This is a genomic window from Bradyrhizobium sp. PUT101, from assembly GCF_052043945.1.
Taxonomy (GTDB): domain Bacteria; phylum Pseudomonadota; class Alphaproteobacteria; order Rhizobiales; family Xanthobacteraceae; genus Bradyrhizobium.
The window spans coordinates 666,730-689,323 of record NZ_CP197207.1; the positions used below are offsets into that span (position 1 = coordinate 666,730).

Sequence of the window (22,594 nt, forward strand, 5' to 3'; positions counted from 1 at the left end):
CGCGTCGGGGCCGTCATGGCTCATATCGAGATTGAGGCGACCGAAGTAACGGGCGAGGTGGCTGTGCAGTCCCCTCGCCGACCTTCGTTGCTGGGGTCAACGGAACGCGTGCTCGGCCTCCTCGTCGAAGTCCCGGCGGCGATTCTCGTCGTCGCCGAAATCGTGATTCTGTTCGCCGGGGTGGTCGCGCGATACGGCCTGCACCGGCCGCTGATCTGGTCCGACGAGCTCGCCTCGATCCTGTTCCTGTGGCTGGCCATGCTGGGCGCGGCTGTCGCATTCCGCCGCTCCGAGCACATGCGCATGACCGCGATCGTCGCGAGCGCCAAGCCTGCGATGCGGGCCTATCTCGATCTGGTCGCGACCTGCGCGGCGCTCGCGTTTCTGGCGCTGATCGTCTGGCCGTCCTGCGACTATGCCTATGAAGAGAGCTACATCACCACTCCGGCGCTCCAGATCTCGAATATGTGGCGCGCCGCCGCGCTGCCGGTCGGGATCGGCCTCATGGCAGCCTTTGCCTTGCTGCGGCTGCTGCGCGCGGCCGATTACCGGATGGTCGCAACGGCCGTCGTCACCGTTGCCGCCGTGATCGGCCTGTTCTGGCTGGCGGAGCCGCTCCTGCGGCCGCTGGGCAATCTTAATCTCGTGGTCTTTTTCGTCGGCGTTGCCGGATTCTGCGTCTTTGCCGGCGTTCCCATTGCGTTCGGCTTTGGCCTGGCGATCTTCGGTTATCTCGCGCTGACCACGCGGACGCCAGTCATGGTCTTGGTCGGGCGGATGGACGAGGGCATGAGCCACCTCATCCTGCTCTCGGTGCCCCTGTTCGTATTCCTGGGCCTCCTGATCGAGATGACCGGCATGGCGCGGGCCATGGTGGCGTTCCTGGCGAGCCTGCTCGGCCATATCAGGGGCGGCCTGCATTACGTGCTTGTCGGCGCCATGTACCTGGTCTCCGGCATTTCCGGCGCCAAGGCCGCCGACATGGCCGCAGTTGCGCCCGTGCTGTTTCCCGAGATGAAAGAGCGCGGTGCCAAGCCTGGCGACCTCGTCGCGCTTCTTGCGGCGACGGGCGCCCAGACCGAGACCATTCCGCCGAGCCTCGTGCTGATCACGATCGGCTCGGTCACGGGCGTCTCGATCGCAGCGCTGTTCACGGGCGGCCTCTTGCCCGGCGTCGTGCTCGCGATCACGCTGTGCATGCTGGTGTGGTGGCGCTACCGCCACGAGGACATGAGCCATGTCCGCCGCGCCACGGCATCCGAGATCGGCAGGACCTTCATCATCGCCCTGCCCGCGCTCGCGCTGCCCTTCGTGATCCGCTACGCCGTCGTCGAGGGCATCGCGACCGCGACCGAGGTCTCCACCATCGGCATCGTCTATGGCGCCCTCGTCGGCCTCCTCGTCTACCGCCGCTTCGACTGGCGGCGGCTGTTTCCGATGCTGGTCGAAACCGCGGCACTCTCGGGCGCGATCCTCTTGATTATCGGCACGGCGACCGGCATGGCCTGGGGCCTGACCCAATCCGGATTCTCGCGCTCGCTGGCCGCCGCCATGACGGGATTGCCGGGCGGGGCCGCGACCTTCATTGCCGTGTCGATCCTGGCCTTCACCATCCTCGGCAGTGTGCTGGAGGGCATTCCGGCCATCGTGCTGTTCGGACCGCTGCTGTTCCCGATCGCCCGCGCCGTCGGCGTGCACGAGGTCCACTATGCCATGGTGATCATTCTCGCCATGGGTATCGGGCTATTCGCCCCGCCATTCGGCGTCGGCTATTATGCCGCCTGCGCCATCGGACGCGTCGATCCGGCTGAGGGCATCAGGCCGATCTGGGGCTATCTTTTGGCGCTGCTGGTGGGATTGATCATCGTCGCGATCTTCCCCTGGATCTCGATCGGATTTCTTTGACGCGATTTAAGGAGTGTGTCGATGAGTGAGCGGCAGAACCCGTACAATATCGGCCTCGAAAAGACTCCCGCCAACTATGTGCCGCTGAGCCCGCTGAGCTTCATCGCGCGCAGCGCCGCCGTCTATCCCGATCACGTCAGCACCGTTTACGAGGGCCGCAGCTTCACCTGGGCGCAAACCTATGAGCGCTGCCGCCGCTTTGCCTCTTATCTCGCGGGCAAGGGCATCGGCGTGGGCGATACCGTTGCGGCGATGCTGCCGAACATTCCGGCGATGAACGAGGCGCATTTCGCCGTGCCCATGACCGGCGCCGTGCTCAACGCTCTCAACATCCGTCTCGATGCGCCCTCGATCGCGTTCCAGCTCGAACATGGCGGCGCCAGGATCATCCTGGTCGATCCCGAGTTTTCGGGTGTCATCAGCGACGCGCTCGCGCAGATGACAGGCCCCAAGCCGCTGGTGATCGACGTCGACGACGCCGCGTTCAAGGGCGGCAAGCGCATCGGCGAGATCGAATATGAGGCGGCGGTCGCGGCAGGCGATCCGGCATTCACCGCCGTCCTGCCGCAGGACGAATGGGACGCCATCGCGCTGAGCTACACCTCGGGCACCACGGGCAATCCCAAGGGCGTCGTCACCCATCATCGCGGCGCGTACCTGAACGCCGTCAGCAACATCCTTGCCGGCAATCTCGGCCAGCATCCGGTCTATCTCTGGACGTTGCCGATGTTCCACTGCAATGGCTGGTGCTTCCCGTGGGCAATTGCGGCCGCCGCCGGCATCAATGTCTGCCTGCGCAAGGTCGAGCCGACCAGGATCTTCGAGCTGATCAAGCAGCACGGCGTCACCCACATGTGCGGCGCGCCGATCGTCTACAACACGCTGATCAACGCACCCGATGCGCCCAAAGGCAATGCGGCCCACCGCGTCGTCGGCCTGATCGCAGGCGCTGCGCCGCCGGTCGCGGTGCTGGAAGGCGCCGAAAGCATCGGCATCAAGCTGACGCATGTGTACGGCCTGACCGAGGTCTACGGTCCCGCCTCGGTCTGCGCCGAGCAGCCCGGATGGGACGACCTTCCGCCCGCGGAACGCGCGCGCATGAAGCGCCGGCAGGGCGTGCCCTACCCGCTCGAGGAGAGCGTCACCGTCATCAACCCGCAGACGATGCAGGAGGTGCCGCGCGACGGCGAGACCATCGGCGAGGTCATGTTCCGCGGCAACATCGTGATGAAGGGCTATCTCAGGAACGAGAAGGCGACCAGGGAAGCCTTCGAGGGCGGCTGGTTTCACACCGGCGACCTCGGCGTGCTCGACGAGCACGGCTACGTCATCATCAAGGACCGCTCCAAGGACATCATCATTTCCGGCGGCGAGAACATCTCCTCCGTCGAAGTCGAGGACATCCTCTACAAGCATCCGGCCATACTGTTCGCAGCCGTGGTCGCCAAGCCCGATCCGAAATGGGGTGAAGTGCCCTGCGCCTTCGTCGAGCTGAAGGACGGCGCCAGCGCCAGCGAGGCCGACATCATCGCCTTCTGCCGTTCGCAGATGAGCGGCTTCAAGACGCCGAAGGCGGTCGTGTTCGGACCGATCCCGAAGACCTCGACCGGCAAGATCCAGAAATTCCTGCTGCGTAACGAAGTCGGCTCAGTGAAGGCGATCTCGGCCTAAACAGCGTCTGGAGAGCCTTCCGCCCGCCCGAACACGGCGAGCGGAAGCTCTCTCCGTCCTCACATCTTCTTGTAGGTGTCGACCACCGCCTGACCGTCGGCGCCTGCCTTCTTGAGCCAGTCGGCCGTGAGCTGTTCACCGATCTTCTGGAAACCGGCCTTGAGTGCCGGGCTCGGCGGCTCGACCGTCATGCCTTTCGCCTTGAGCTGGTCGATGTACCAGGTGCTCTTGTCCTGCCAGGCCTTCCAGCCGCGAGTTTCCGCGGTCGCGGCGGCCTTGAGGATGGCCTCCTGGGTCGGCTTGTCGAGCGCCTCGAACGCGGCCTTGTTGACGAAGGTGTAGTCCTTCGGAATCCAGGCCTGCACGTCATAGAAATACTTGAGCGACTCCCAGGCCTTCGCATCGTAGCCGGTGCCGCCCGACGACATGAAGGAGTTCACCACGCCCGTCGCCAGCGCCTGCGGCAGTTCCGCCGCCTGGATCGTGACCGACTGGGCGCCGACCAGTTCGCCGATGCGCGCGGTCCCGACATTGTAGGCCCGCCACTTCAGGCCCTTCATATCTTCGATCGTCGCGAGCGGCTTGTTGACATAGACGCCCTGCGGCGCCCAAGGCACGACGAACAGCAGCTTGAGACCCTGCGCATCGAGCTTCTTCGCAATCAGCGACTTCGACGCCTGATACAGCTTCATCGCGTCCGGGAAGCTGGTCGCCAGGAACGGCACGACATCGACGCCGAATATCGGATCCTCGTTCTCGTGGATCGACAGCAGCACCTCACCCATCTGCGCCTGCCCGGTCACCACCGCGCGCTTGATGTCGGGTGCCTTGAACAGCGAGGCGCCCGGATGGACCGTGATCTGGAGCTTGCCGGAGGTTGCGGCTTCGACATCCTTGGCGAAAGCGACCAGATTCTCCGAGTGCGGATTGTCCGCAGGATATGCTGCCGGCAGATTCCATTTGGTCTGGGCCAAGGCCGGTGTCGCAGCCATCACGACGCCGGCGATCAAGGATGCGCGAACTAAACGAGACATCATTGGACTTCTCCTCACAGTAAACTTGAAAACCGGATGCGGTCAGTCTGGGAAAGCGAGCTTGGGCAAAAACATCACGATCTGCGGATACTCCGTGATGATGAACACGGAAGCGAGCAGCAGGATGAAGAACGGAAACGCTGCCCGTGCAACGGTGAACGTATCACGACCGCTCATGTTCTGGAGCACGAACAGATTGAATCCAACCGGCGGCGTGATCTGCGCCATTTCCACATGAATGATGAGATAGACGCCGAACCAGACCAGGTCGAGCCCGGCCTGCCTGACCATCGGCAGCACGATGACGGCGGTCAGAACGATCATCGAGATGCCGTCGATCAGGCATCCCAGGATGATGTACATGATGCTCAGATAGAGCGCGAGCATACCAGGTGTCAGCTCCTGCCCCTGAACCCAGGTGGCGAGCGCGGCGGGAATGCCCGTATAGGCCATCGCAGCCGTGGTGTAGGCCGCACCTGCCAGGATCAGCATGATCATGCAGGTCAGGCGCGTCGCGCTCATGATGCTCTCGAGCAAATTCTTGCGCGTGAGCGTGCCGCTCCACCACGCCAGCAGCAGCGCGCCCGTGACGCCCCATGCAGCGCATTCCGTGGCGGTCGCGAAGCCCAACACGAGTGAAAGAAACACGGCCAGAATCAGAAGCAGGCAGGGTGCGAGCTTCGCCGACTCCTGCAGCTTCTGCCGGAACGGCATCGGCGGATCGCGCGGCGGAACCTTCTTGGGATTGAGGAGCGACCAGATGATGATGTAGCCCGAATAGAGCACCATCACGAGCACACCCGGCAGGAATCCGCCGAGGAACACCTGAAGCACGGAGACGTTCGCCGTGACCGCGTAGACCACCATCGGGATCGAGGGCGGAATCAGGAGGCCGAGCGTGCCGGCGCCTGCGAGCGATCCGAGACTCAGGCTCTTGTCGTAGCCGCGCTTGTCGAGCTCAGGCAGCGCGATTTTTCCGATCGTCGCGCAGGTCGCCGCCGAGGAGCCCGACACCGCCGCAAAGATGCCGCAGCCGATCACGTTGACATGGGTCAGGCGCCCCGGCAGCCACTGAACCCAGGGCGACAGCCCCCGGAACATCTCTTCCGACAGTTTGGTCCGGAAGAGGATCTCGCCCATCCAGATGAACAGCGGCAGCGCGGCCAGCGTCCACGAGGAACTGGCGCTCCAGGTGGTGGTGGCGAGCACGGCGCCGAGCGGCAGGCTCGTCGTCAGCGCCATCGCCACGAAGCCGACAAGTCCAAGCGAGACCGCAATCCACACGCCGCTTCCCAGCAGCAGGATCATGACACCGAGCAGGACGAACGACAGCTCGATCATGCCGAGATTGGCCATGATCAACCTCCGCCGCCCTGCGAGATGCGCTCGATGAACTCGTCCGGCGTCTCATCCGGCGACCCCCGCTCGTAGCTCGGCCGGTTGCCGCCGACGACACTGACCATTTCATCGATCAGCGCGATCGACAGGATCGCAAGCCCGCCGGCAAAGCCGAGCTGCGGAATCCAGAGCGGAAGCGCGACGACACCCTGCGCCACATCGTTGAAGCGCCAGGAGTCGTAGGTCATCTGCACGGCATAGCGGGTGAAATAGAGGATGAACGCGGTGGCAATACCGAGCGCCACGATCTCGGCCATCTGCTTGGTCCGCCCGTGCAGACGCTCCAGCAGCAGACCAACGCGGATCATCTCACCGCGCTTGAAGGTGTGAGCGAGACCGAGGAAAGCCATTGCGGCCATGCACCAGGACGCGAAATCATCGCCGGCGGGAATGTTGATCGCAAACTGGCGCCCGACCGACATGACCATCATGATTGCGAAGATCGCGACCAGGAAGACGCCCGCGGCGTAGCCCGCGCCGAGATAAAGGAGGTCCAGAGCGCGTCGCACTGGCCCCCGAGCCGCTACATCGTCCCCTGCCAACGCAATCCCCATCCTCACACAAGGCGATCCAATCGACCCGTGCGGTCGTGCCTGAATTTCGCCCTGTCCAACGCCTGTCTTTCAAACGTTAGATCAACATGATGGGGCCTGCGCAAGCAAGGAGTATGCCGGCTCGGGCCGGAATTTCTACCCCAGGTTCAGTGCGTCTCCAGCCGCAGCCCGTCATAGGCTGGCACCACGCCTGCCGGTAGCGACTGACGGATGACCTCGTAGTCGACGTCGGCGGTCATATTGGTGATGACCGCGCGCTTCGGCTTGAACCGCTCGATCCAGGACAGCGCGTCGTTGATGCTGAAATGGCTGACGTGGCCGGTGTAGCGCAGGCCGTCGACGATCCAGAGGTCCAGATTTTCCAGTGCGCCCCAGCTCTCGCGCGGGATGTCGTTGAGGTCGGGCGTGTAGGCGGCATCCCCGATACGATAGCCGAGCGCGGGAATGTTGCCGTGCTGCACCAGGAAGGCCGTCATCGTCACGGCGCCGCCCTTCCCCAGAACGGTCTGGCTCTCGCCCGCCTCGATCGAATGCCGAGTCAGGATCGGCGGGTAGTCGCTGCCCTCCGGCGAGATGAAGCAATAGGAGAAGCGCGACAGGATGTCCTTGGCGGTCGACTGGTTGAAGTAGGTCGGGATACGACGGCGCATGTGCATGACGACCGAGCGTAGATCGTCCATGCCGTGGGTCTGGTCGGCGTGCTCGTGCGTCAGGAACACTGCGTCGATGTGGTCGACGTTGGTCGAGAGCAACTGCTCGCGCAGATCCGGCGAGGTGTCGATCACGATGCGTGTCGTGCCGTGCTCGGACGTCCGTTCGACCAGCAGCGAGCATCGGCGACGGCGGTTCTTGGGATTGTTGGGATCGCAGGCGCCCCAGCCGAGCGCCGGACGCGGCACGCCGGCGGAGGAGCCGCAACCCAGGATCGTCAGCGTCAGCGTCATGCCGGCTCCAGTCCTAAGCTTTCACCTTGGAGAACAGGCGGAAGAAGTTTTCGGTGGTCTGGCGTGAGATTTCGTCAAACGACACCCCGCGCGTCTCGGCGAGCACTTTTGCGACCTCGACCACATAGGCGGGTTCGTTGCGTTTGCCGCGGAACTTGCCCGGCGCAAGATAGGGCGAGTCCGTTTCAACCAGGATACGGTCGGACGGCAATTCGGCCGCGAGTTCGCGCAAGGCTTCCGATTTCTTGAAGGTCAGGATTCCCGTGAAGCCGATATGGAGCCCAAGCGACACTGCCTTCAGCGCCAGTTCGCGCCCGCCCGTGTAACAATGCAGCACGGCGCGAAACGATCCCCTTGCCGCCTCGTCTTCCAGGATCCGTGCGCAGTCCTCGTCGGCTTCGCGGGTGTGGATCACCAGCGGCAGGCCGGTGGCGCGGGCGGCGGCGATGTGGGCGCGAAAGCCCCTCGCCTGCGCCTCCGGCGAGCCGTTGTCGTAGAAATAGTCGAGCCCGGCCTCGCCGAGCGCGACGACCTTGGGGTGCTGCGTCAGGGCAACGAGCTCGTCCGGCGCGATACCGTCCTCTTCGTCCGCGTTGTGCGGATGAGTGCCGACCGAGCAATAGACGTCGTCGTAGCGCTCGGCGATGGCCAGAAGCTGATTCAGCTTTCGCACCCGTGTAGAGATGGTGACCATGCGGCCAATACCGGCCGCTCGCGCCCGCGATACGATCCCGTCGAGATCATCCGCAAAGTCCGGAAAATCCAGATGACAGTGGCTGTCGACCAGCATCGCTCGGCGCCCCTAGGCCGCGGGCTCGATGTAGCGCGGGAACGCCGGCGTCGGCGCCGGCAGCGTCGAGCCGGGCGCGATGCGCCTGGCGGCGCCGAGCATGGCGAAGTTGCGCTCGGTTTCGGGGACGCCGAGGCTGTCGAGCAGCTTGCCCGAGGCCGTCGGCATCGCGGGTTGAGCTAGGATCGCGATCTGGCGCACGACATCGGCGGTGACGTAGAGCACCGTTTTCTGCCTGGCAGGATCGGTCTTGGCGAGCGCCCATGGCGCCTCCCCGGCGAAATAGCGGTTGGCTTCCGCGACCACGGCCCAGACCGCGTTGAGCCATTGATGGATCTGCTGCGTCGCCATCGCTTCACGGCTGGCCGCGACCATGCCATCGGCCATCGCCAAAATCGCCTTGTCGTTGTCGCTGAACTCGCCGGGCTCGGGCAGCACGCCGCCGAACTGCTTGGCGATCATCGACAGCGAACGCTGCGCGAGGTTGCCGAGATCATTGGCGAGATCGGCGTTGATGCGCGCCACGATGGCCTCGTGATTGTAATTGCCGTCCTGGCCGAACGGCACTTCGCGCAGGAAGAAATAGCGCATCTGGTCGACGCCGTACTGGTCGGCGAGATTGAAGGGATCGACGACGTTGCCGACCGACTTCGACATCTTCTCGCCCCTGTTGAACAGGAAGCCGTGGGCATAGACCCGCTTCGGCAGCGGGATTCCGGCCGACAGAAGGAAGGCCGGCCAATACACCGCATGGAAGCGGATGATGTCCTTGCCGATGATGTGCACGTTGGCCGGCCAGTAGCGCCAGTTCCTGTCGCTCTCATCGGGAAAGCCGACGCCGGTGATGTAGTTGGTCAGCGCATCGACCCAGACATACATCACGTGCTCTTCGTCGCCAGGCACCTTCACGCCCCAATCGAAAGTGGTACGCGAGATCGAGAGATCGCGCAGGCCGCCCTTGACGAAGCTCACCACCTCGTTCTTGCGGGAGTCCGGTCCGATGAAATCAGGGTGATCCGCGTAGAGCTTGAGCAGCTTGTCCTGATACGCCGACAGGCGGAAGAAATAGCTCTTCTCCTCGACCCATTCGACCGGCGTACCCTGTGGCCCCAAGCGCACGCCGTCGTCGTTCAGACGCGTCTCGTCCTCGGCGTAATAGGCCTCATCACGGACCGAGTACCAGCCCGAATAGCTGTCAGCATAGATGTCACCGTTCGCTTCCATGCGCCGCCAGATCTCCTGGCTGGAGCGATGGTGTTGCTCCTCGGTGGTGCGGATGAAGCGGTCGAACGACACGTTCAGTCGCTCGTCCATATCCTTGAAGCGGCCGGCATTGCGGGTCGCGAGCGCGGAGGCGGACATGCCTTCACTGGCAGCAGTCTGAACCATTTTTTGACCGTGCTCGTCGGTGCCGGTCAGGAAGAACACGTCCTTGCCGTCGAGTCGCGCAAAGCGCGCCAGCGCGTCGGTCGCGATCGCCTCATAGGCGTGACCGATATGCGGGCTGCCATTGGGATAGGCGATCGCGGTCGTGATGTAGAAGACGTTGTCGCGCGCGGGGGCGGCAACGGCCGCGGCGACCTGCGGAGCCGCGATCGGCTTCGGCGCACGCGGAGTCTTGGGCTTCGATACCTTGGGCTTCACGGCCTTCGGCGGCGTGACGGCAGGAGTCGGCGCGGCGGTCACGGCAGGCGCAGCCGCCTTCTTCGCGACCTTCTTCGCTGGAGCCTTGGCCGGCTTTTTGACAGCTGATTTCGTCGAAGCCTTCCTGGCGACGACCCGTCCCTTCGCGGCCTTCTTTCCGGCCTGCTTTGTCGTCTTCGTAGCGCCTTTCGTCACGCCCCTCTTGGCGGCAGCCTTCTTGCTCTTCTTGACGGCTTTGGTCGCGCGCGCCTTCACGGCCTTCCCGGCGGCTTTCTTCACGGCCTTCTTGGCAGCCTTCTTCTTGCTGCGCTTGCCTTTAACGGTCTTCTTAGCTCGCGTTGCCACCACGAATTCCTTTACCGGCTTGTCCGAAATTTGGAAACGAACCTGCGTTAGGTTGTTGTTTTGCGCATGATCTTTTCGGAAAACCGCTCCGCACTTTTCCGGATCATGCTCTAGCGCGTTGCGTCCGCCAGCCAGCCGAACACCGAGAAGACCAAGGGCTTGCGCTCCAGATTGTAGGTTTCGGTGTCGCGCGCGGCGCGGACGATCTTTTCCCATACCTCAGCTAGGCGCGCAAGGCGCGGCAGGTTCTGGTTCGCATTGGCCTCATCCGCATGCAGGCGCTCCGCGATCCAGCGGTCGATGCCGTCGATGAAGGCAGCAAGCGCGACGCGGTCGCTGGTGCCGAGCGAATCGCCGAGCGTGTGCAATTCGCGCGGATCGACCTGCGGCAGGCGCGCAAGCAGCGCCGCCGTGCGCTGCTGAAGTTTCAGGGCGTCGCCGCCGAGCAGCGTCAGCGCCCGTGCGACGCTTCCCTCGGAGGCCTCGGCCGCCTCGCGCAGCGCGGGATCGTTCGGATCGAGCCCGGCAGCCGAAGCTGCGGCCGCGATCACGTCATCCGTGGCGAGCGGCCGCAGGCGCAGCTTGCGACAGCGCGACTGGATCGTGGCGAGCACGCGCGCGGGCGCGTGGCTCACCAGAAGGAACAGCGATTGCTGGGGTGGCTCCTCGAGAATCTTCAGAAGCGCGTTGGCCGCGTTTGGATTGAGCTCGTCGACGGTGTCGACGATGCAGACGCGCCAGCCTTCGGCCGCCGCGGTCGAGCCAAAGAACGCGATCGTCTCGCGCGTCTCGTCCACGGTGATCACCGTGCGCATCACGCCGCGATCATTGGCGGTCCGCTCCAGCGCCAGCAGGCCGCCATGCGAGCCGGCTGCCACCTGCCGCGCGACGGCGTCGTCACGATCGATCGCAAGATCTTCGGCGCGCTGCACGGCGGGTGCCAGCGGCTGAGAATGAGCGAGCACGAAGCGCGCCATGCGATAGGCCAGCGTCGCCTTGCCGATCCCTTGCGGCCCGCCGATCAGCCAGGCATGCGGAATGCGCCCGCTGCGATAGGCCGTCAGCAGCGCGGCCTCGGCCTCACGATGGCCGAACAGCCGCGACGTCTCACGCGGATGGGGAATGGCGGTTTCGCGCTCGGCCTGACGTGGGCTCATACCGATACCACCGATGCAGGCGTGGGAAGCAGACGTTCGCACAGCGCGGTCCAGACGCGCTCGGCGACCGTGTCCGGGTCGGAATTGGCGTCGATCAGCACGCAGCGTGCCGGATCCTCCGCCGCGATCTTGCGGTAGGCCTCGCGGAGGCCCTCATGGAAGCTGAGCTTCTCGGCCTCGAACCTGTCAGGCGTACTGCTGCCGCGGCGCGCGGCGGCGCGTTGCAGCCCAATCTCGACCGGCAAATCGAGGATGATGGTGAGGTCCGGCTTGAGATCGCCGATCGTGACCCTTTGCATAGCGTTGATCAGGCCGGCCGGTACGCGGCCAAGACTGCCCTGATAGGCCCGCGTCGAGTCGGCGAAGCGGTCGCACAGCACCCAGGTGCCCTGGTTGAGCGCTGGCTGGATCACGGTGCGGACATGGTCATCGCGCGCGGCGGCAAACAGCAGCGTCTCCGCCTCGGGGCCGAGCAGCTTGCCCATGCCCGACAGCACAAGGTGACGCATGATCTCGGCGCCCGGCGAGCCGCCCGGCTCGCGCGTGACACGGATGCGCAGCTTTGCCGCCTTGAGGCGGTCAGCGAGCTTCTTGATCTGGGTCGACTTGCCCGCGCCCTCGCCCCCTTCAAAGGTGATGAAGCGTCCGCGTCCGGACGGCCGCTGTACCGCGCTCTCACTCATGATCAGAGCTTCTCGGCGCCTGCGCGGAACATGCCGATCACGAGCTCGCTGGCGCCGTCGATCGCACGGCGCATGGTCGAACCCGTACCGATTGCTTCGGCCGCATAGACCGGCGTCTCGACCGCGATGTTGCCGCTGCGCCAAACCCTGACCACGCCGACCCGCTGGCCGGCCTCGATCGGCGCGCGCACCGGGCCGCTATAGACGAGGCGCGCAATCAGCTTGTCGCTGCCGTTCTTGTGCACCATCACTTTCACCGGCGTCTTGGCGACGAGCTTGACCGAGCGGCTCTCGCCGCCGAACACCTTGGCGTAACCGACGGGCTGCTCGGCCGCGAACAGGATGCGGGTCTCGAAATTGCGGAAGCCCCATTCCAGCATCTTCTTGGCTTCCGTGGCGCGATCCTCGGAGTCTTCGAGTCCATTGACGACGACGATCAGCCGCGTGCCGTTCTGCACGGCCGAGCCCACCATGCCGTAGCCGCCTTCCTTGGTGTAGCCGGTCTTGAGACCGTCAGCGCCTTCCATCGAATTGAGCAGCGGATTGCGGTTGAACTGGCGGATCTTGTTCCAGGTGAACTCCTTCTCGCCGAACAGTTTGTAGAAGTCGGGAAAGTCGAGAATGATATGTCGGGCGAGCATGCCGAGCTCGCGCACCGTCATCTTGTTGCCGGGGTCGGGCAAACCGTTGGAATTGGCGAAGGTCGATTTGGTGAGACCGAGTTCGCGTGCACGCTTGGTCATTAAATCGGCCGCAAAGATCCGCTCATTGCCCGCCATGGCTTCGGCAAGCGCGATGCAGGCGTCGTTGCCGCTCTGGATGATGGCGCCGTGCAGGAGATCGTCGACCGAGACCTTGCTGTTGATGGCCGCGAACATGGTCGAGCCGCCCGAGGGCGCGCCGCCCCGGCGCCAGGCATTCTCGCTGATCCGGTATTCGTCCGTCAGCTTGACGTCGCCCTTCTTGATCGCATTGAAGACGACCTCCGCGGTCATCAGCTTCATCATGCTCGAGGGCGCGCGCAGCTCGTCGGCGTTCTTCTCGAACAGCACGCTGCCGCTCGAGGCTTCGATCAGGATCGCAGTCGGGGCATCGCCATCGAAGCCGGCCTCTTCTGCTTTCTTGGCGCCCTGGACGCTCTGGTTGGCGGCATAGAGCGTCCCGCCCCAGCCGATCCCCGCCACCAGAACCGCAGCGATCAGCCCGCGCGCCAGCGTTCCGGCGGTGAGCCAGTTGCGACGAAGCGAAGGAAGACGAAATGCCATGGCGAAGCCCTGAGACAGGCGTTCTAACAGTTGGAACAGATGCGAACAACACGCGGTTGGACGCTTGCCCTGAGATTGCACGATTCTCCTCGCGCCCCTATCGTGGCATCTCATATTTCCTGACCAAACCCCTGAAACAAGGCGGAAAAGCGAATGTCCTCAACCCGCACGATCAAGGCCAATGGGGTCGAGCTGTTCGTCCGCGAAGCCGGCCAGGGTCCGCTGGTGGTTCTGTGCCATGGGTGGCCGGAACTGTCCTACTCCTGGCGCCACCAGATCCCCGCGCTCGCCGAAGCCGGGTTTCGCGTCGTCGCGCCCGACATGCGCGGCTACGGCCGAAGCGCAGCGCCGCCTGACGTTGCGGCCTACTCGATCTTCGATACGGTCGGTGACGTGGTCGGTCTCGTCCAGGCGCTCGGCGAGACCAAGGCAATGGTGGTCGGCCACGATTGGGGCGCGCCGGTCGCCTGGCACGCGGCGCTGTTCCGGCCCGACATCTTCACGGCCGTCGCGGGCCTGAGCGTGCCGCCGCCGTTCCGCGGCCGCGGCAAGCCGCTCGACCTGTTGCGCCAGGGCGGTATCACCAATTTCTACTGGCAGTATTTCCAGGCGCCCGGCGTCGCCGAGGCTGAACTCGAGCGAGACGTTGGCCGCACCATGCGCATCGTGCTCGCCGGACGCGGCCTCGCCGATCCGTCCGCGGCCATGTTCGTGCAGGAGGGCAAGGGCTTTCTCAGCCACGCGACCGCCGAGGAGCCGTTGCCCGCCTGGCTCAGCGAGGCTGATCTGGCCTATTTCACCGAATCCTTCCGCAAATCCGGCTTCCGCGGCGGGCTGAACTGGTACCGCAACATCGATCGAAACTGGGAACTGACCGCGCCCTGGCAGGACGCCCAGATCCACCAGCCTTCCCTCTTCATCGCAGGCTCGAGGGACGCAGTGATCACCGGCCTGATCGGGGCCAAGCGCGTCAATGAGCTCGAGCGGGTGCTGCCCAATCTCAAGGGCAAGCTGATCCTCGAGGGCGCCGGCCATTGGGTGCAGCAGGAGCGGCCCGACGAGGTGAACGCGGCGCTGGTGAAATTCCTGACGGCGAGTGCGGCTCAGTAGAGCCCGCGTCCGCTCAGGATGTTGCGAGCCTCGGCGGCGCCATCGCCCGACGAGGGCGCGCTCTCGGCGACGTGGCGCCGGTCCTCGTCATAGGACACGGCGCGGGCGTTCTGGAGCGCCCGTCCCCGGCTGCGGCTCGAGGCCGACATTTCCGAGGTCGCATTGAGCGATGCCATGTCGGCCGAGGTGTTGCCGAGACTATAGGGGCGCCCTTCCGGCATCGGGATCTCGCCGCGAATGGCGCCGCGGCCCGAGGACGGCAACTCCGGCACAAACGGCTTCGCCGAGGCGACACGGACCATCGAGGGCGACGGCGCCGGAACGCCGGTGCGCAAAGTAGCCATCAGCTGACGGTCGTCGGAGCCCTCAAGCGGCGCCCGTCCGACATATTCGACACGAACCCTGGCGACACCATTGCCTTTGAATTCAAGGAGTTCGGCGGCCTTGTTCGAGACGTCGATGAGGCGGTTGCCGTGATAGGGCCCGCGATCATTGACGCGGACGATCAGCGACTTGCCGTTCGAGATATTGGTCACCCGCGCGTAGGACGGCATCGGCAGGGTCGGATGCGCCGCGGTCAGCGAGGTCATGTCGAACACTTCGCCGTTGGCGGTCAGGCGGCCGTGGAAATCGTCGCCATACCAGGACGCCATGCCCTCGGCGCGGTAGTTGACGTCCTCCTCCGGCACGTAGGTCCGGCCCGCCACGACATAGGGCTTGCCAACACGGTAGGTGCCACCGCCCTTCGGGACCGGTTCGCCCCAGGCCACCACCCGGGGGCTCGAGGACACGCCGTATTTCGGATCAACGCGGCTGGCGAATTTGCTGGACGAGGCGCAGTTGGCGAGCGCGAGGCAGGTCGCGACCGCCGCAACACCGCGCGCGGCCCGCAAAAACGAATCTGACCGTCGGATCCCCATGCGCCCCAAATACCATTCCGCCGGAGGCGTGCCCAACCCGCTTTGGTGACGGAGAGCGCTGTCCGGTCCTCTGACTCCAAGGCGGCCCACCACCGCTTCGGAAGTAGTAGGGATAACGCAACCCGAACACGGCGGAAATGGGGAGCCCACAGCGATCACGCCGGGATGGTAAACGGGAGGTTCGCTTCCTCCCGTTGAACTACGGAACCTGGGCGCCCTGCTCTGTGCCACGGCTGGACAAGCTGTTGCGCCAAATCCTCACTCCACCCCCATTGTTGTGGCGCTCACCGAAATTCTTTTGACTGTGCAAGGCCGCACGCGTTTTCTCGGCTCGCAGGGGCGGATTGGAATTTAACGATGATCGAGACGGTTTCGGCACTGATGGGTCTGGTAAGCGCGGGGATCTTCCTGGCCCATGCCTTCGAAGGTTACCGCACGAGGGCCTAAAGGCACTCGCGCGGGCGGCAAGCATCACCCCTTTCAAGGCGGCGCGTTCGGACAATTTTGATGGATCCGATCGCGCATCGAAAACGAGAGCGGCAGGTGTCCCATGCGCAACCATGACCTCGTATCCGATGGTTTCCTGGCGTTGACTGCGGGCGGCTTGGTGCTGCTCTGCTCGAGCCTCGTGGCCCTGGCATTTGCCTGAGGCCCCTGCTTCCCATCTCCAAACATAGCTCCATCGCGGCGCAGCAAGCGCGACTGTCCCGCTCCCATTCTGTTGATTGAATTTCTGCGTTCGGCACCTCGACCAATTACGAGAGGCCATCACCGATGAGGGTGACGCAGATGCTTGCCGAGAAATTCTTCCTGGTCCTGGAATCCCTGATCCGCGGCGACCGCACCTATCCGGATGGAAGTCCCCGGGTCATCAGCACCTCCCCGCACGTGCCGGTCAAGCTGTCGGCGCAGAAATAGCCGGCGCGTTCGGACAATTTTGATGAATCCGATCCAGCATCGGAGACGAGAGCAGCAGGTGTCCCATGCGCAACCATGACTTCGTATCCGATGGCTTCCTGGCATTGACCGCGGGCGGCTTGGTGCTGCTCTGCTCGAGCCTCGTGGCCCTGGCATTTGCCTGAGGCTCCTCTCAAGATAGCTCCATCGCGGCGCAGCAATAGCCGGCGCGTTCGCAAGCCTGGATCACGTGCCGCTCAGCGCAGACCCAACAGTGAACGACGGTAGAAGTTGTCGCGGGCCTCGCTCAGGCAGACGAAGCTGCCGTCAAATCCCTCGCCATACCGCTTCTGACCCTTGCGGTAGTAGAGGCCCTTCCTGAAGTCGAGCCAGACCACCCTGTCATGCGGGCAATGACGCTGCGCCTGCGCCTCGTAGCGAAACGGCGTCAGCGGCGTCGCCGAGACCTCGCCGCCACCTGCACCGACCAGCATGGCGCCAGCGCATAAGATTGCGGCGGACCACTTGCCAAGGCCGCTCCGAGACACTCCCCACCTCCGGCTTGCGGCCGTCGCGCGACGGCCGGTCGGCACCGTAGCACGAAACGGCACTGCCCATGGAAGGCGGCAAGCGCGTCGCGTCTTCCGCCGGCCATCTTGTCGGGGTACATGACGGCGAGATCGTCCGAATGCGAGGATGAGGCCTGAATGTCGTTGGTGCCTGACCCCGGAACTGGCCCCCGCCCGCCTTCGCCGCAGCTCGGCCTGCTGCCGACGATCATCTTCGGCTCGCGCTGGCTGCAACTGCCGCTCTATCTCGGGCTGATCGTGGCGCAATGCGTCTACATCGCGCTTTTCCTCAAGGAGCTCTGGCACCTCTCCTGGCACGCCCTCGACCTCACCGAGCAGCAGATCATGATGAGCGTGCTGGCGCTGATCGACGTCGTGATGATCTCCAACCTGCTCGTGATGGTCATCGTCGGCGGCTACGAGACGTTCGTTTCGCGGCTCGAGCTCCGGGGCCATCCCGACGAACCGGAATGGCTCGGCCATGTCAATGCGAGCGCCCTGAAGATCAAGCTCGCCATGGCTATCATCGGCATCTCCTCGATCGCGCTGCTCCGCACCTTCATCGAGGCCGGCAATCTCGGCTCCAACCGCGCCGGCTTCACCGAAACCGCCGTGATGTGGCAGGTGCTGATCCACCTCACCTTCGTCGTGTCGGCGATCGGCATTGCCTATGTCGACAAGCTCAGCGACTCAGGCCCGCGCAAGCACGCCGAATGAAGCGCTGCGGCCGGTCTCATTGCTTGTCCGCCTCGAGCTGCGCCAGCGCCTGGTGCAGACACTCCTGAAGCTTCTGCGCGACCTGCTCACGCACGACGCCCTTGTCTGCGAGATCGCCTGACACCTTGCCGACGACATCGTCGATCGTCCGGCTCTCCAGATGGTCCGTCACCAGCGCGGTTGCGTAGCTTGCCGCGGCATCGCCGCTAAGCCCGAGCTGGCCTGCGGCCCACAGCCCGAGCAGCTTGTTGGATCGCGCGGCGGCTTTGAACATGAACTCCTCGTCGTGAGCGAATTTGGCTTCAAAGCCCTGCTCGCGCTTGTCGAACGTGGTCATGGTCAGCTCCATTCTGGTTCGCTGATGAGGATCGGACTTGTTGGGAGCGAAAGTCTCCGTGCTTCACGTCAGTTTAGGATCATCTGAAGCTTCCTCCCGGAAGCCGAACGCCGTCAAGCCTGCCGATGCACGCGGGTGCACGGCGCCGCATGGAGCGGAGACATCGAGAGCTGACGCCCGAACAGTGAGCTGCCGGAGTTTCGAAGGCTTGAACGGATCTGCCTGTAGCAACGCGCTCTCTCCACCCTGAACCTTGCGCGAAGCGGACCGCTGAAGGTCGCCACCAAGCGGCACAAGCGGCAAAGAGGCCGCCGGGAGAAACGATTCACGGATTGGGCAGCAAGCGCGTCAGCTCAGTCCTTCGGCGCCGCCGCTTCACGCGCCAGGCGCTCGGCCCGTAGCCGTTCCTTGTTGGCGTAAAACGCCTTCTGCGCTGCTTCATGGTCGCGCATGGCCTTCTCGGCCTCGATCCGGCGCGCCGCATCGCGCGCCTGGCGCTGTTCCGGGGTCAGGGGTTTGCGTCGGAAGGAAAGGTCTTCAGTCATGCCAAATCAACGCCGCGGCGAGGAAAAAGTTCCCGCATGGTCCCGCTCACGGGCATAGGCCCGGTCATGAAGATTGCGAAAACAACCCCATGCACAGTAGATAAGTCCTGCTGCCACAACGCTTTTCTGAAGGCGCAACAGCCATTTCTGGAAACATCTGACCGAGCTCCCCTTTTCGGGGGCCACGGCCAAAGGGGAAGTGAAAAGGGCCCGTCGCCGGCAGATCAGATCTCGATGTCCGCGATCACAGGCAAATGGTCCGAATAGGCCCTCGCCTCTTCGTCGGTCCAGACTTTCCCGAAACGGCTATCGCGCGTTGCATAGATCCGGTCGAGCCGAAGCAAGGGCAAGTGCGCCGGGAAGGTTCGCAGCCGCGTACGGTTTGGGCAGGCCTGCGCGAGCACGCGCCGCACCGATTTCACCCAAAACCAGTCGTTGAAATCGCCGAGGACGACAGTTCTTCCAGGCCTCACCAGGCTCACCAGGGCCTGAGCCTGCGCATAACGCTCGTGGATACTCAGGCCGAGATGAGTGGCGACCACGCGGACGTCGCCAAGAGGCGTCAGCAGTTCTGTGGCAATCGCTCTGCGTGGCTCCCGCTCCCGATACGACACGTCGACGATCTCCGGCACGCCGGAGAACGGAAAGCGGCTCAGCAGCATCTGACCGTAGTCACCGTCCTCCGTGACGATCGACTTGGCGTGGACGCGATGATCGCCGACCGCACTCGCGAGCTTCGCAAAGGGATCGTCCGACCGCGATCGGGAATCCACCTCCTGAAGCGCGACGACATCCGGCGACCACTTGCGAATGATGGAGCAAACACCCTCCAGGTCGAATTTCGGATTGAGATTGAACGTGCCGTGCACGTTCCACGTCATGAAGCGCATCAGCGCCTCCCGGCGAGCCACGTCGCGAGAAATTGTGCGCCCGCGCAGAACCCGAGCCAGCCCAGAAACGCCAGTGCGAGCAGCAGAACGTTGCTCCAGGACGCATTCCTGGCCAGATCCGCGATCTGAGCTCCCAGAACGGCCATGGCGAGAATCCCGGGCGTGATACCCAGCAGCGTTCCAACCATGAAGTCACGAAGCGGCAGCGTGCTCGCACCTGCCACGACATTCACGACCGAGTACGGCGCGATCGGAATCATCCGGATGACGACGACGGCCAGAATGCCTCTGCCGACAATGCGTTCCTGGATGCGCGCTGCGCGTCGTCCAAGCAGATGCTGGAGACGTTCTCGACCGAGTACCCGTCCGATTGAGAAAAGGACAAGGGCGCTGAGCAAGGCGCCAGCCATTGCAGTGAAGAAACCCAGCCATGGCCCGAGTGCAGCAGCGGTTGCGGCAATGAGTACGAGAATCGGAAACACGACCAGCCCGCCGACGACAAACGCTGCGATCGCGAAGAATGGTCCCCAGATGGATTGCGAATAGGCAGAGAGGAGCGTCGAAATGCGGCCTTCATCGGCGAAATCGCTCAAGGATGAGTACGACCAGGCCAGCGTCAAGCCAAGAAGCGCCACGGCGATCGATACGATCCCGATTATCGTCTTCGTGCTCCACATGCGAGATGCCGCCCGCTCCAAATGAAGTGGCCTCTCAGGGTCCGCCACCGGCTGAACCATCGTGGCCAGTGTACTGGTCAAACCCGAGGACTCCACTTTCCGCAGCGTCTTCGTCCTATCACCTTTCGACACGTCGTCGAGGAGAGCAAGAAGGCGATCCTCATTTTGCGCGAGGGTCTGTTCTTCGAGACCGCAGAAATGGGCGATCAAGCGATGGCGAACCGAGGCGATGAAATCCCGATGCTCCTCGGATGCGGCCTCGAAAATGAGGTCACATTCGCTGTCGGCCCCCATCGACCGATTGTTAAGGTTAGCCGAACCGATTCTCAATATCCGATCATCGACGATCATGAGCTTGCTGTGCACCATCACGGCAACTTCCGTATCTCCGCTGCGTGAGACCGGATAGAGGAAGCGAATGCGATCTGCGACCCCGGCTGCACCGAAACAGTCGATGAAGGCGCCACGGCCGTTCTGCATGGCCTGGGATTCCAGCCACGAGGAATGCAGTTTTGGAGCGACCACCAGAACCCGAAGCGATGGCGCGCGACGCATCTGTTCCGCCAATTCACGCGCGATCTTGGTGGCGCTGGTGAACTGATTTTCGATGTAGATGAAGCACGTCGCGGACCGGATCGCTTCAATCAAGGAACGCTCGACCTCCCTGATGGTCGAACCTGCGGGACAGACCACCTCGGTCCTGGCGATACCGACCGGCAAGCGCTCGGCCTCGACCGGCACATTGGCTGGCCACCGAACGCTCTTCAGCGCGCGCCGATCATGCCTCGGTTGACCTGCTGCACGCCAGCGTGCCTCCGCTAGCTCGAACAGCAACGCCGCGGCATCCCCGTCGACCATGCATTGAACGTCATGAAAGGGCAGGTATGGCTTCCCCTGGGGGTCGCAGCGCGATGCGTGATCGGCGCGATGGTCACTCGTGTCCCAGCGCCTGATCGTCAGATCGAGCCCGCCGACGAACGCCAGTGAACCGTCGATACAGACGATCTTCTGGTGTTGGGCCGAGCCAAACGGAAGCGTGGAATCCAGATGAAACCTGACGCGGCCATCTGTTTCGGCGGTAAACTTTGCCGCGGAATTCCACTCCCTTTCGGAGGCGTAAAAGGAGACGAAGTCCCAGACGAGAATGTTGATCCGCAAGGTGGGGCGGCGTTGAACCAGCGCGCGCAGGAAGGGGCCGAGCTGTTCCGGCAAGCCATCATCGGCTCGTCCGGAAGCTCCGACCAGCCGGGTTTCACTATGGATGTCCCACCCTACGATATAGACGAGATCTTGCGCTTCCAGCAGCGCCTCCCGCAGGGCCGCGAAATAAGCGGCAGCATCGTTCAGAACCGCCACACGCCGCGCTTCGCACCGCCGCCAGACGGTGTCGCCGGGGATCAGTGTCGATGAACTCTGAAGCAGGTGGCCCTCGCAATTCGCATTCGCGTCTAAACGCGTTGGATGCTCAAGGGGTTCCCACGATCGCCGTTCGGAGCGCAAAGTCAGGCCTTCCAGCTTCCGCCGTCCCTCCGGCGCGGGCGCAGCCTTGGACCCACGCACTGAGGATCAAAACCGGAGTATCCCGAACAGGAACAGCAGCGCCACAGTGATCAAGCCGGAGATCAGCAGCGAGCCGAGACATCCCAGCCGGTTTGAGAACAAGAAGAACATTTGCGTTGCCCGCTGTGAAGCTTCCGGTCAGGCTAATCTCTCAAATTCGATGGCGTTCCTGACGCGCTTTTCCTCCTTTGCGCCAGGAGGAGGTGCGTCACCGACCGTTCGCCAGTGCTTCAGACCACAAGGTCATTGAGACAGGTCAATACGGGCCAGCCCGAGCTCTGGAATTCTGACCTCGGCAAGCAAACGGAGACGGCCATGTCACAGCAGAGCAGCATGCATTTTTACCTCAATTGGGCCAAGGAGCGGATCGACGAAATGGATGCCGCATTGGCCTCCTTCGAGGTCAAGGCCGGCGAGGCCAAGGCCGAGTCCAAGGTCAAGACTGATCAACTCCTGTCCGACCTGAAGAATCGCCGCGATGAATTTCAGGCCTTGCTCAAGACGCAGGCGGAGGCGGGCGAAGCCGCTTGGGCGGGCGCCAAGACAGACCTGGAAAAGCAATGGGCTGGATTTGAAGCCCAAGTGAAGACCTTCTTCGAAACCGCGGGCAAGCAGCTCGAGCAGCAGCAGGCCACGTTCAGGGACGTTGCGGCGGCACAGGCCAAGGCCTGGCGCGAAGCGGCGGACAAATTCCGCGAGGCCGCGGGCAAAGTGGCCACGGCCCGCACCGCCGACGTCGATGCCGCGCTCAAGCAGATGAAATCCGATGCGTCCGAAGCGGAAGCACGTCTGCAAAAGCTGAAGCAGGCCGGCAGTGAATCCTGGTCTGTCCTGAGCGCCGCGCTCGCCGAATCCCGGAAGTCGTTCGATCAAGCAAACCAGGCCGCGTGGAATGCGCTGAAGGGCGCTGATACGAAGAGCTGAAGTCGAGGCCCGCCAGTTCACTGCTGGCGGGCTTCTCAATAATAGCGGCGTCTGGGGC

21 protein-coding genes are annotated in these 22,594 nt (G+C 63.8%); 6 read left to right on the forward strand and 15 right to left on the reverse strand.

Annotated features, from left to right (window positions below; all coding sequences use genetic code 11):
* Positions 1 to 15 precede the first annotated feature (15 nt).
* The gene (locus ACSHT2_RS03245; protein ID WP_440640358.1) at positions 16 to 1,905 is read left to right on the forward strand and encodes a TRAP transporter large permease; all 1,890 of its coding nucleotides are present in this window, start codon (positions 16 to 18) and stop codon (positions 1,903 to 1,905) included.
* A gap of 21 nt (positions 1,906 to 1,926) precedes the next feature.
* Entirely contained in the window at positions 1,927 to 3,576 is a 1,650-nt protein-coding gene (locus tag ACSHT2_RS03250; protein ID WP_440640359.1) for an acyl-CoA synthetase, read from the forward strand.
* 59 nt (positions 3,577 to 3,635) lie between these two features.
* Here ACSHT2_RS03250 and ACSHT2_RS03255 read toward each other — a convergent pair whose 3' ends face one another.
* The 9 genes from ACSHT2_RS03255 to ACSHT2_RS03295 all read right to left on the reverse strand — a co-directional run bounded on the left by ACSHT2_RS03255 (position 3,636) and on the right by ACSHT2_RS03295 (position 13,390).
* On the reverse strand, positions 3,636 to 4,613 hold the full coding sequence (locus ACSHT2_RS03255) for a TRAP transporter substrate-binding protein (protein WP_440640360.1): 978 nt from the start codon (positions 4,611 to 4,613) through the stop codon (positions 3,636 to 3,638).
* 39 nt (positions 4,614 to 4,652) lie between these two features.
* The gene (locus ACSHT2_RS03260; RefSeq protein WP_440640361.1) at positions 4,653 to 5,966 is read right to left on the reverse strand and encodes a TRAP transporter large permease; all 1,314 of its coding nucleotides are present in this window, start codon (positions 5,964 to 5,966) and stop codon (positions 4,653 to 4,655) included.
* A 2-nt stretch (positions 5,967 to 5,968) separates the two neighbouring features.
* Positions 5,969 to 6,562, reverse strand: coding sequence for a TRAP transporter small permease (locus ACSHT2_RS03265; RefSeq protein ID WP_440640362.1), 594 nt, complete (start codon positions 6,560 to 6,562; stop codon positions 5,969 to 5,971).
* 146 nt (positions 6,563 to 6,708) lie between these two features.
* Positions 6,709 to 7,506 carry an MBL fold metallo-hydrolase gene (locus tag ACSHT2_RS03270; RefSeq protein ID WP_440640363.1) on the reverse strand — a complete coding sequence of 266 codons (798 nt, stop codon included), beginning with the start codon at positions 7,504 to 7,506 and terminating at the stop codon, positions 6,709 to 6,711.
* Positions 7,507 to 7,519: 13 nt separating this feature from the next.
* The gene (locus ACSHT2_RS03275) at positions 7,520 to 8,296 is read right to left on the reverse strand and encodes a TatD family hydrolase (RefSeq protein ID WP_440640364.1); all 777 of its coding nucleotides are present in this window, start codon (positions 8,294 to 8,296) and stop codon (positions 7,520 to 7,522) included.
* A 12-nt stretch (positions 8,297 to 8,308) separates the two neighbouring features.
* Entirely contained in the window at positions 8,309 to 10,285 is a 1,977-nt protein-coding gene (metG, locus tag ACSHT2_RS03280; RefSeq protein ID WP_440640365.1) for a methionine--tRNA ligase, read from the reverse strand.
* Between the two features lie 110 nt (positions 10,286 to 10,395).
* On the reverse strand, positions 10,396 to 11,442 hold the full coding sequence (locus tag ACSHT2_RS03285) for a DNA polymerase III subunit delta' (protein WP_440640366.1): 1,047 nt from the start codon (positions 11,440 to 11,442) through the stop codon (positions 10,396 to 10,398).
* Positions 11,439 to 12,125 (reverse strand): dTMP kinase, encoded by a 687-nt coding sequence (gene tmk, locus ACSHT2_RS03290; protein WP_440640367.1) that lies wholly within the window; start codon positions 12,123 to 12,125, stop codon positions 11,439 to 11,441. The genes ACSHT2_RS03285 and tmk overlap by 4 nt, the downstream gene beginning before the upstream one ends.
* 2 nt (positions 12,126 to 12,127) lie before the next feature.
* A complete protein-coding gene (locus tag ACSHT2_RS03295) occupies positions 12,128 to 13,390 on the reverse strand; it encodes a D-alanyl-D-alanine carboxypeptidase family protein (protein WP_440640368.1) in 1,263 nt (420 codons plus the stop codon).
* Between the two features lie 153 nt (positions 13,391 to 13,543).
* Between ACSHT2_RS03295 and ACSHT2_RS03300 the strand changes: the two genes are divergently transcribed.
* On the forward strand, positions 13,544 to 14,500 hold the full coding sequence (locus ACSHT2_RS03300) for an alpha/beta fold hydrolase (RefSeq protein ID WP_440640369.1): 957 nt from the start codon (positions 13,544 to 13,546) through the stop codon (positions 14,498 to 14,500).
* Here ACSHT2_RS03300 and ACSHT2_RS03305 read toward each other — a convergent pair.
* Complete coding sequence (locus ACSHT2_RS03305) at positions 14,494 to 15,420, reverse strand: septal ring lytic transglycosylase RlpA family protein (RefSeq protein ID WP_440640370.1); 927 nt, start codon at positions 15,418 to 15,420, stop codon at positions 14,494 to 14,496. The two genes, ACSHT2_RS03300 and ACSHT2_RS03305, sit on opposite strands and share 7 nt — an antisense overlap.
* 774 nt (positions 15,421 to 16,194) lie before the next feature.
* Here ACSHT2_RS03305 and ACSHT2_RS03310 point away from each other — a divergent pair.
* The gene (locus ACSHT2_RS03310; RefSeq protein WP_440640371.1) at positions 16,195 to 16,338 is read left to right on the forward strand and encodes a hypothetical protein; all 144 of its coding nucleotides are present in this window, start codon (positions 16,195 to 16,197) and stop codon (positions 16,336 to 16,338) included.
* A gap of 236 nt (positions 16,339 to 16,574) precedes the next feature.
* Here the strand turns inward: ACSHT2_RS03310 and ACSHT2_RS03315 are convergent, their stop codons facing one another.
* Complete coding sequence (locus ACSHT2_RS03315) at positions 16,575 to 16,811, reverse strand: hypothetical protein (RefSeq protein ID WP_440640372.1); 237 nt, start codon at positions 16,809 to 16,811, stop codon at positions 16,575 to 16,577.
* Between the two features lie 213 nt (positions 16,812 to 17,024).
* Between ACSHT2_RS03315 and ACSHT2_RS03320 the strand changes: the two genes are divergently transcribed.
* The gene (locus ACSHT2_RS03320) at positions 17,025 to 17,603 is read left to right on the forward strand and encodes a TIGR00645 family protein (RefSeq protein WP_440640373.1); all 579 of its coding nucleotides are present in this window, start codon (positions 17,025 to 17,027) and stop codon (positions 17,601 to 17,603) included.
* A gap of 16 nt (positions 17,604 to 17,619) precedes the next feature.
* Here the strand turns inward: ACSHT2_RS03320 and ACSHT2_RS03325 are convergent, their stop codons facing one another.
* The 4 genes from ACSHT2_RS03325 to ACSHT2_RS03340 all read right to left on the reverse strand — a co-directional run bounded on the left by ACSHT2_RS03325 (position 17,620) and on the right by ACSHT2_RS03340 (position 21,408).
* Entirely contained in the window at positions 17,620 to 17,940 is a 321-nt protein-coding gene (locus ACSHT2_RS03325; RefSeq protein WP_440640374.1) for a DUF1476 domain-containing protein, read from the reverse strand.
* A 353-nt stretch (positions 17,941 to 18,293) separates the two neighbouring features.
* On the reverse strand, positions 18,294 to 18,485 hold the full coding sequence (locus ACSHT2_RS03330; protein WP_035713295.1) for a hypothetical protein: 192 nt from the start codon (positions 18,483 to 18,485) through the stop codon (positions 18,294 to 18,296).
* A gap of 224 nt (positions 18,486 to 18,709) precedes the next feature.
* A complete protein-coding gene (locus ACSHT2_RS03335; protein WP_440640375.1) occupies positions 18,710 to 19,375 on the reverse strand; it encodes an endonuclease/exonuclease/phosphatase family protein in 666 nt (221 codons plus the stop codon).
* The gene (locus ACSHT2_RS03340) at positions 19,375 to 21,408 is read right to left on the reverse strand and encodes a VTT domain-containing protein (RefSeq protein ID WP_440640376.1); all 2,034 of its coding nucleotides are present in this window, start codon (positions 21,406 to 21,408) and stop codon (positions 19,375 to 19,377) included. Before ACSHT2_RS03340 ends, ACSHT2_RS03335 begins: the two co-directional genes overlap by 1 nt.
* A gap of 519 nt (positions 21,409 to 21,927) precedes the next feature.
* Here ACSHT2_RS03340 and ACSHT2_RS03345 point away from each other — a divergent pair.
* Positions 21,928 to 22,536 (forward strand): hypothetical protein, encoded by a 609-nt coding sequence (locus ACSHT2_RS03345; protein ID WP_440643032.1) that lies wholly within the window; start codon positions 21,928 to 21,930, stop codon positions 22,534 to 22,536.
* Positions 22,537 to 22,594: the final 58 nt, after the last annotated feature.

Excerpts from the sequence above, each read along its gene's own strand:
- ACSHT2_RS03345 (WP_440643032.1), top strand. The coding sequence starts at position 21,928 with ATGTCACAGCAGAGCAGCATGCATTTTTACCTCAATTGGGCCAAGGAG.
- ACSHT2_RS03275 (WP_440640364.1), bottom strand. The coding sequence starts at position 8,296 with ATGCTGGTCGACAGCCACTGTCATCTGGATTTTCCGGACTTTGCGGAT.
- ACSHT2_RS03330 (WP_035713295.1), bottom strand. The coding sequence starts at position 18,485 with ATGACTGAAGACCTTTCCTTCCGACGCAAACCCCTGACCCCGGAACAG.
- ACSHT2_RS03245 (WP_440640358.1), top strand. The coding sequence starts at position 16 with ATGGCTCATATCGAGATTGAGGCGACCGAAGTAACGGGCGAGGTGGCT.
- ACSHT2_RS03335 (WP_440640375.1), bottom strand. The coding sequence starts at position 19,375 with ATGCGCTTCATGACGTGGAACGTGCACGGCACGTTCAATCTCAATCCG.
- tmk (WP_440640367.1), bottom strand. The coding sequence starts at position 12,125 with ATGAGTGAGAGCGCGGTACAGCGGCCGTCCGGACGCGGACGCTTCATC.
- ACSHT2_RS03265 (WP_440640362.1), bottom strand. The coding sequence starts at position 6,562 with ATGGGGATTGCGTTGGCAGGGGACGATGTAGCGGCTCGGGGGCCAGTG.
- ACSHT2_RS03250 (WP_440640359.1), top strand. The coding sequence starts at position 1,927 with ATGAGTGAGCGGCAGAACCCGTACAATATCGGCCTCGAAAAGACTCCC.
- ACSHT2_RS03305 (WP_440640370.1), bottom strand. The coding sequence starts at position 15,420 with ATGGGGATCCGACGGTCAGATTCGTTTTTGCGGGCCGCGCGCGGTGTT.
- ACSHT2_RS03255 (WP_440640360.1), bottom strand. The coding sequence starts at position 4,613 with ATGATGTCTCGTTTAGTTCGCGCATCCTTGATCGCCGGCGTCGTGATG.
- ACSHT2_RS03285 (WP_440640366.1), bottom strand. The coding sequence starts at position 11,442 with ATGAGCCCACGTCAGGCCGAGCGCGAAACCGCCATTCCCCATCCGCGT.
- ACSHT2_RS03325 (WP_440640374.1), bottom strand. The coding sequence starts at position 17,940 with ATGACCACGTTCGACAAGCGCGAGCAGGGCTTTGAAGCCAAATTCGCT.
- ACSHT2_RS03270 (WP_440640363.1), bottom strand. The coding sequence starts at position 7,506 with ATGACGCTGACGCTGACGATCCTGGGTTGCGGCTCCTCCGCCGGCGTG.
- ACSHT2_RS03300 (WP_440640369.1), top strand. The coding sequence starts at position 13,544 with ATGTCCTCAACCCGCACGATCAAGGCCAATGGGGTCGAGCTGTTCGTC.
- ACSHT2_RS03315 (WP_440640372.1), bottom strand. The coding sequence starts at position 16,811 with ATGCTGGTCGGTGCAGGTGGCGGCGAGGTCTCGGCGACGCCGCTGACG.
- ACSHT2_RS03320 (WP_440640373.1), top strand. The coding sequence starts at position 17,025 with ATGTCGTTGGTGCCTGACCCCGGAACTGGCCCCCGCCCGCCTTCGCCG.
- ACSHT2_RS03260 (WP_440640361.1), bottom strand. The coding sequence starts at position 5,966 with ATGGCCAATCTCGGCATGATCGAGCTGTCGTTCGTCCTGCTCGGTGTC.
- ACSHT2_RS03295 (WP_440640368.1), bottom strand. The coding sequence starts at position 13,390 with ATGGCATTTCGTCTTCCTTCGCTTCGTCGCAACTGGCTCACCGCCGGA.
- ACSHT2_RS03310 (WP_440640371.1), top strand. The coding sequence starts at position 16,195 with ATGAGGGTGACGCAGATGCTTGCCGAGAAATTCTTCCTGGTCCTGGAA.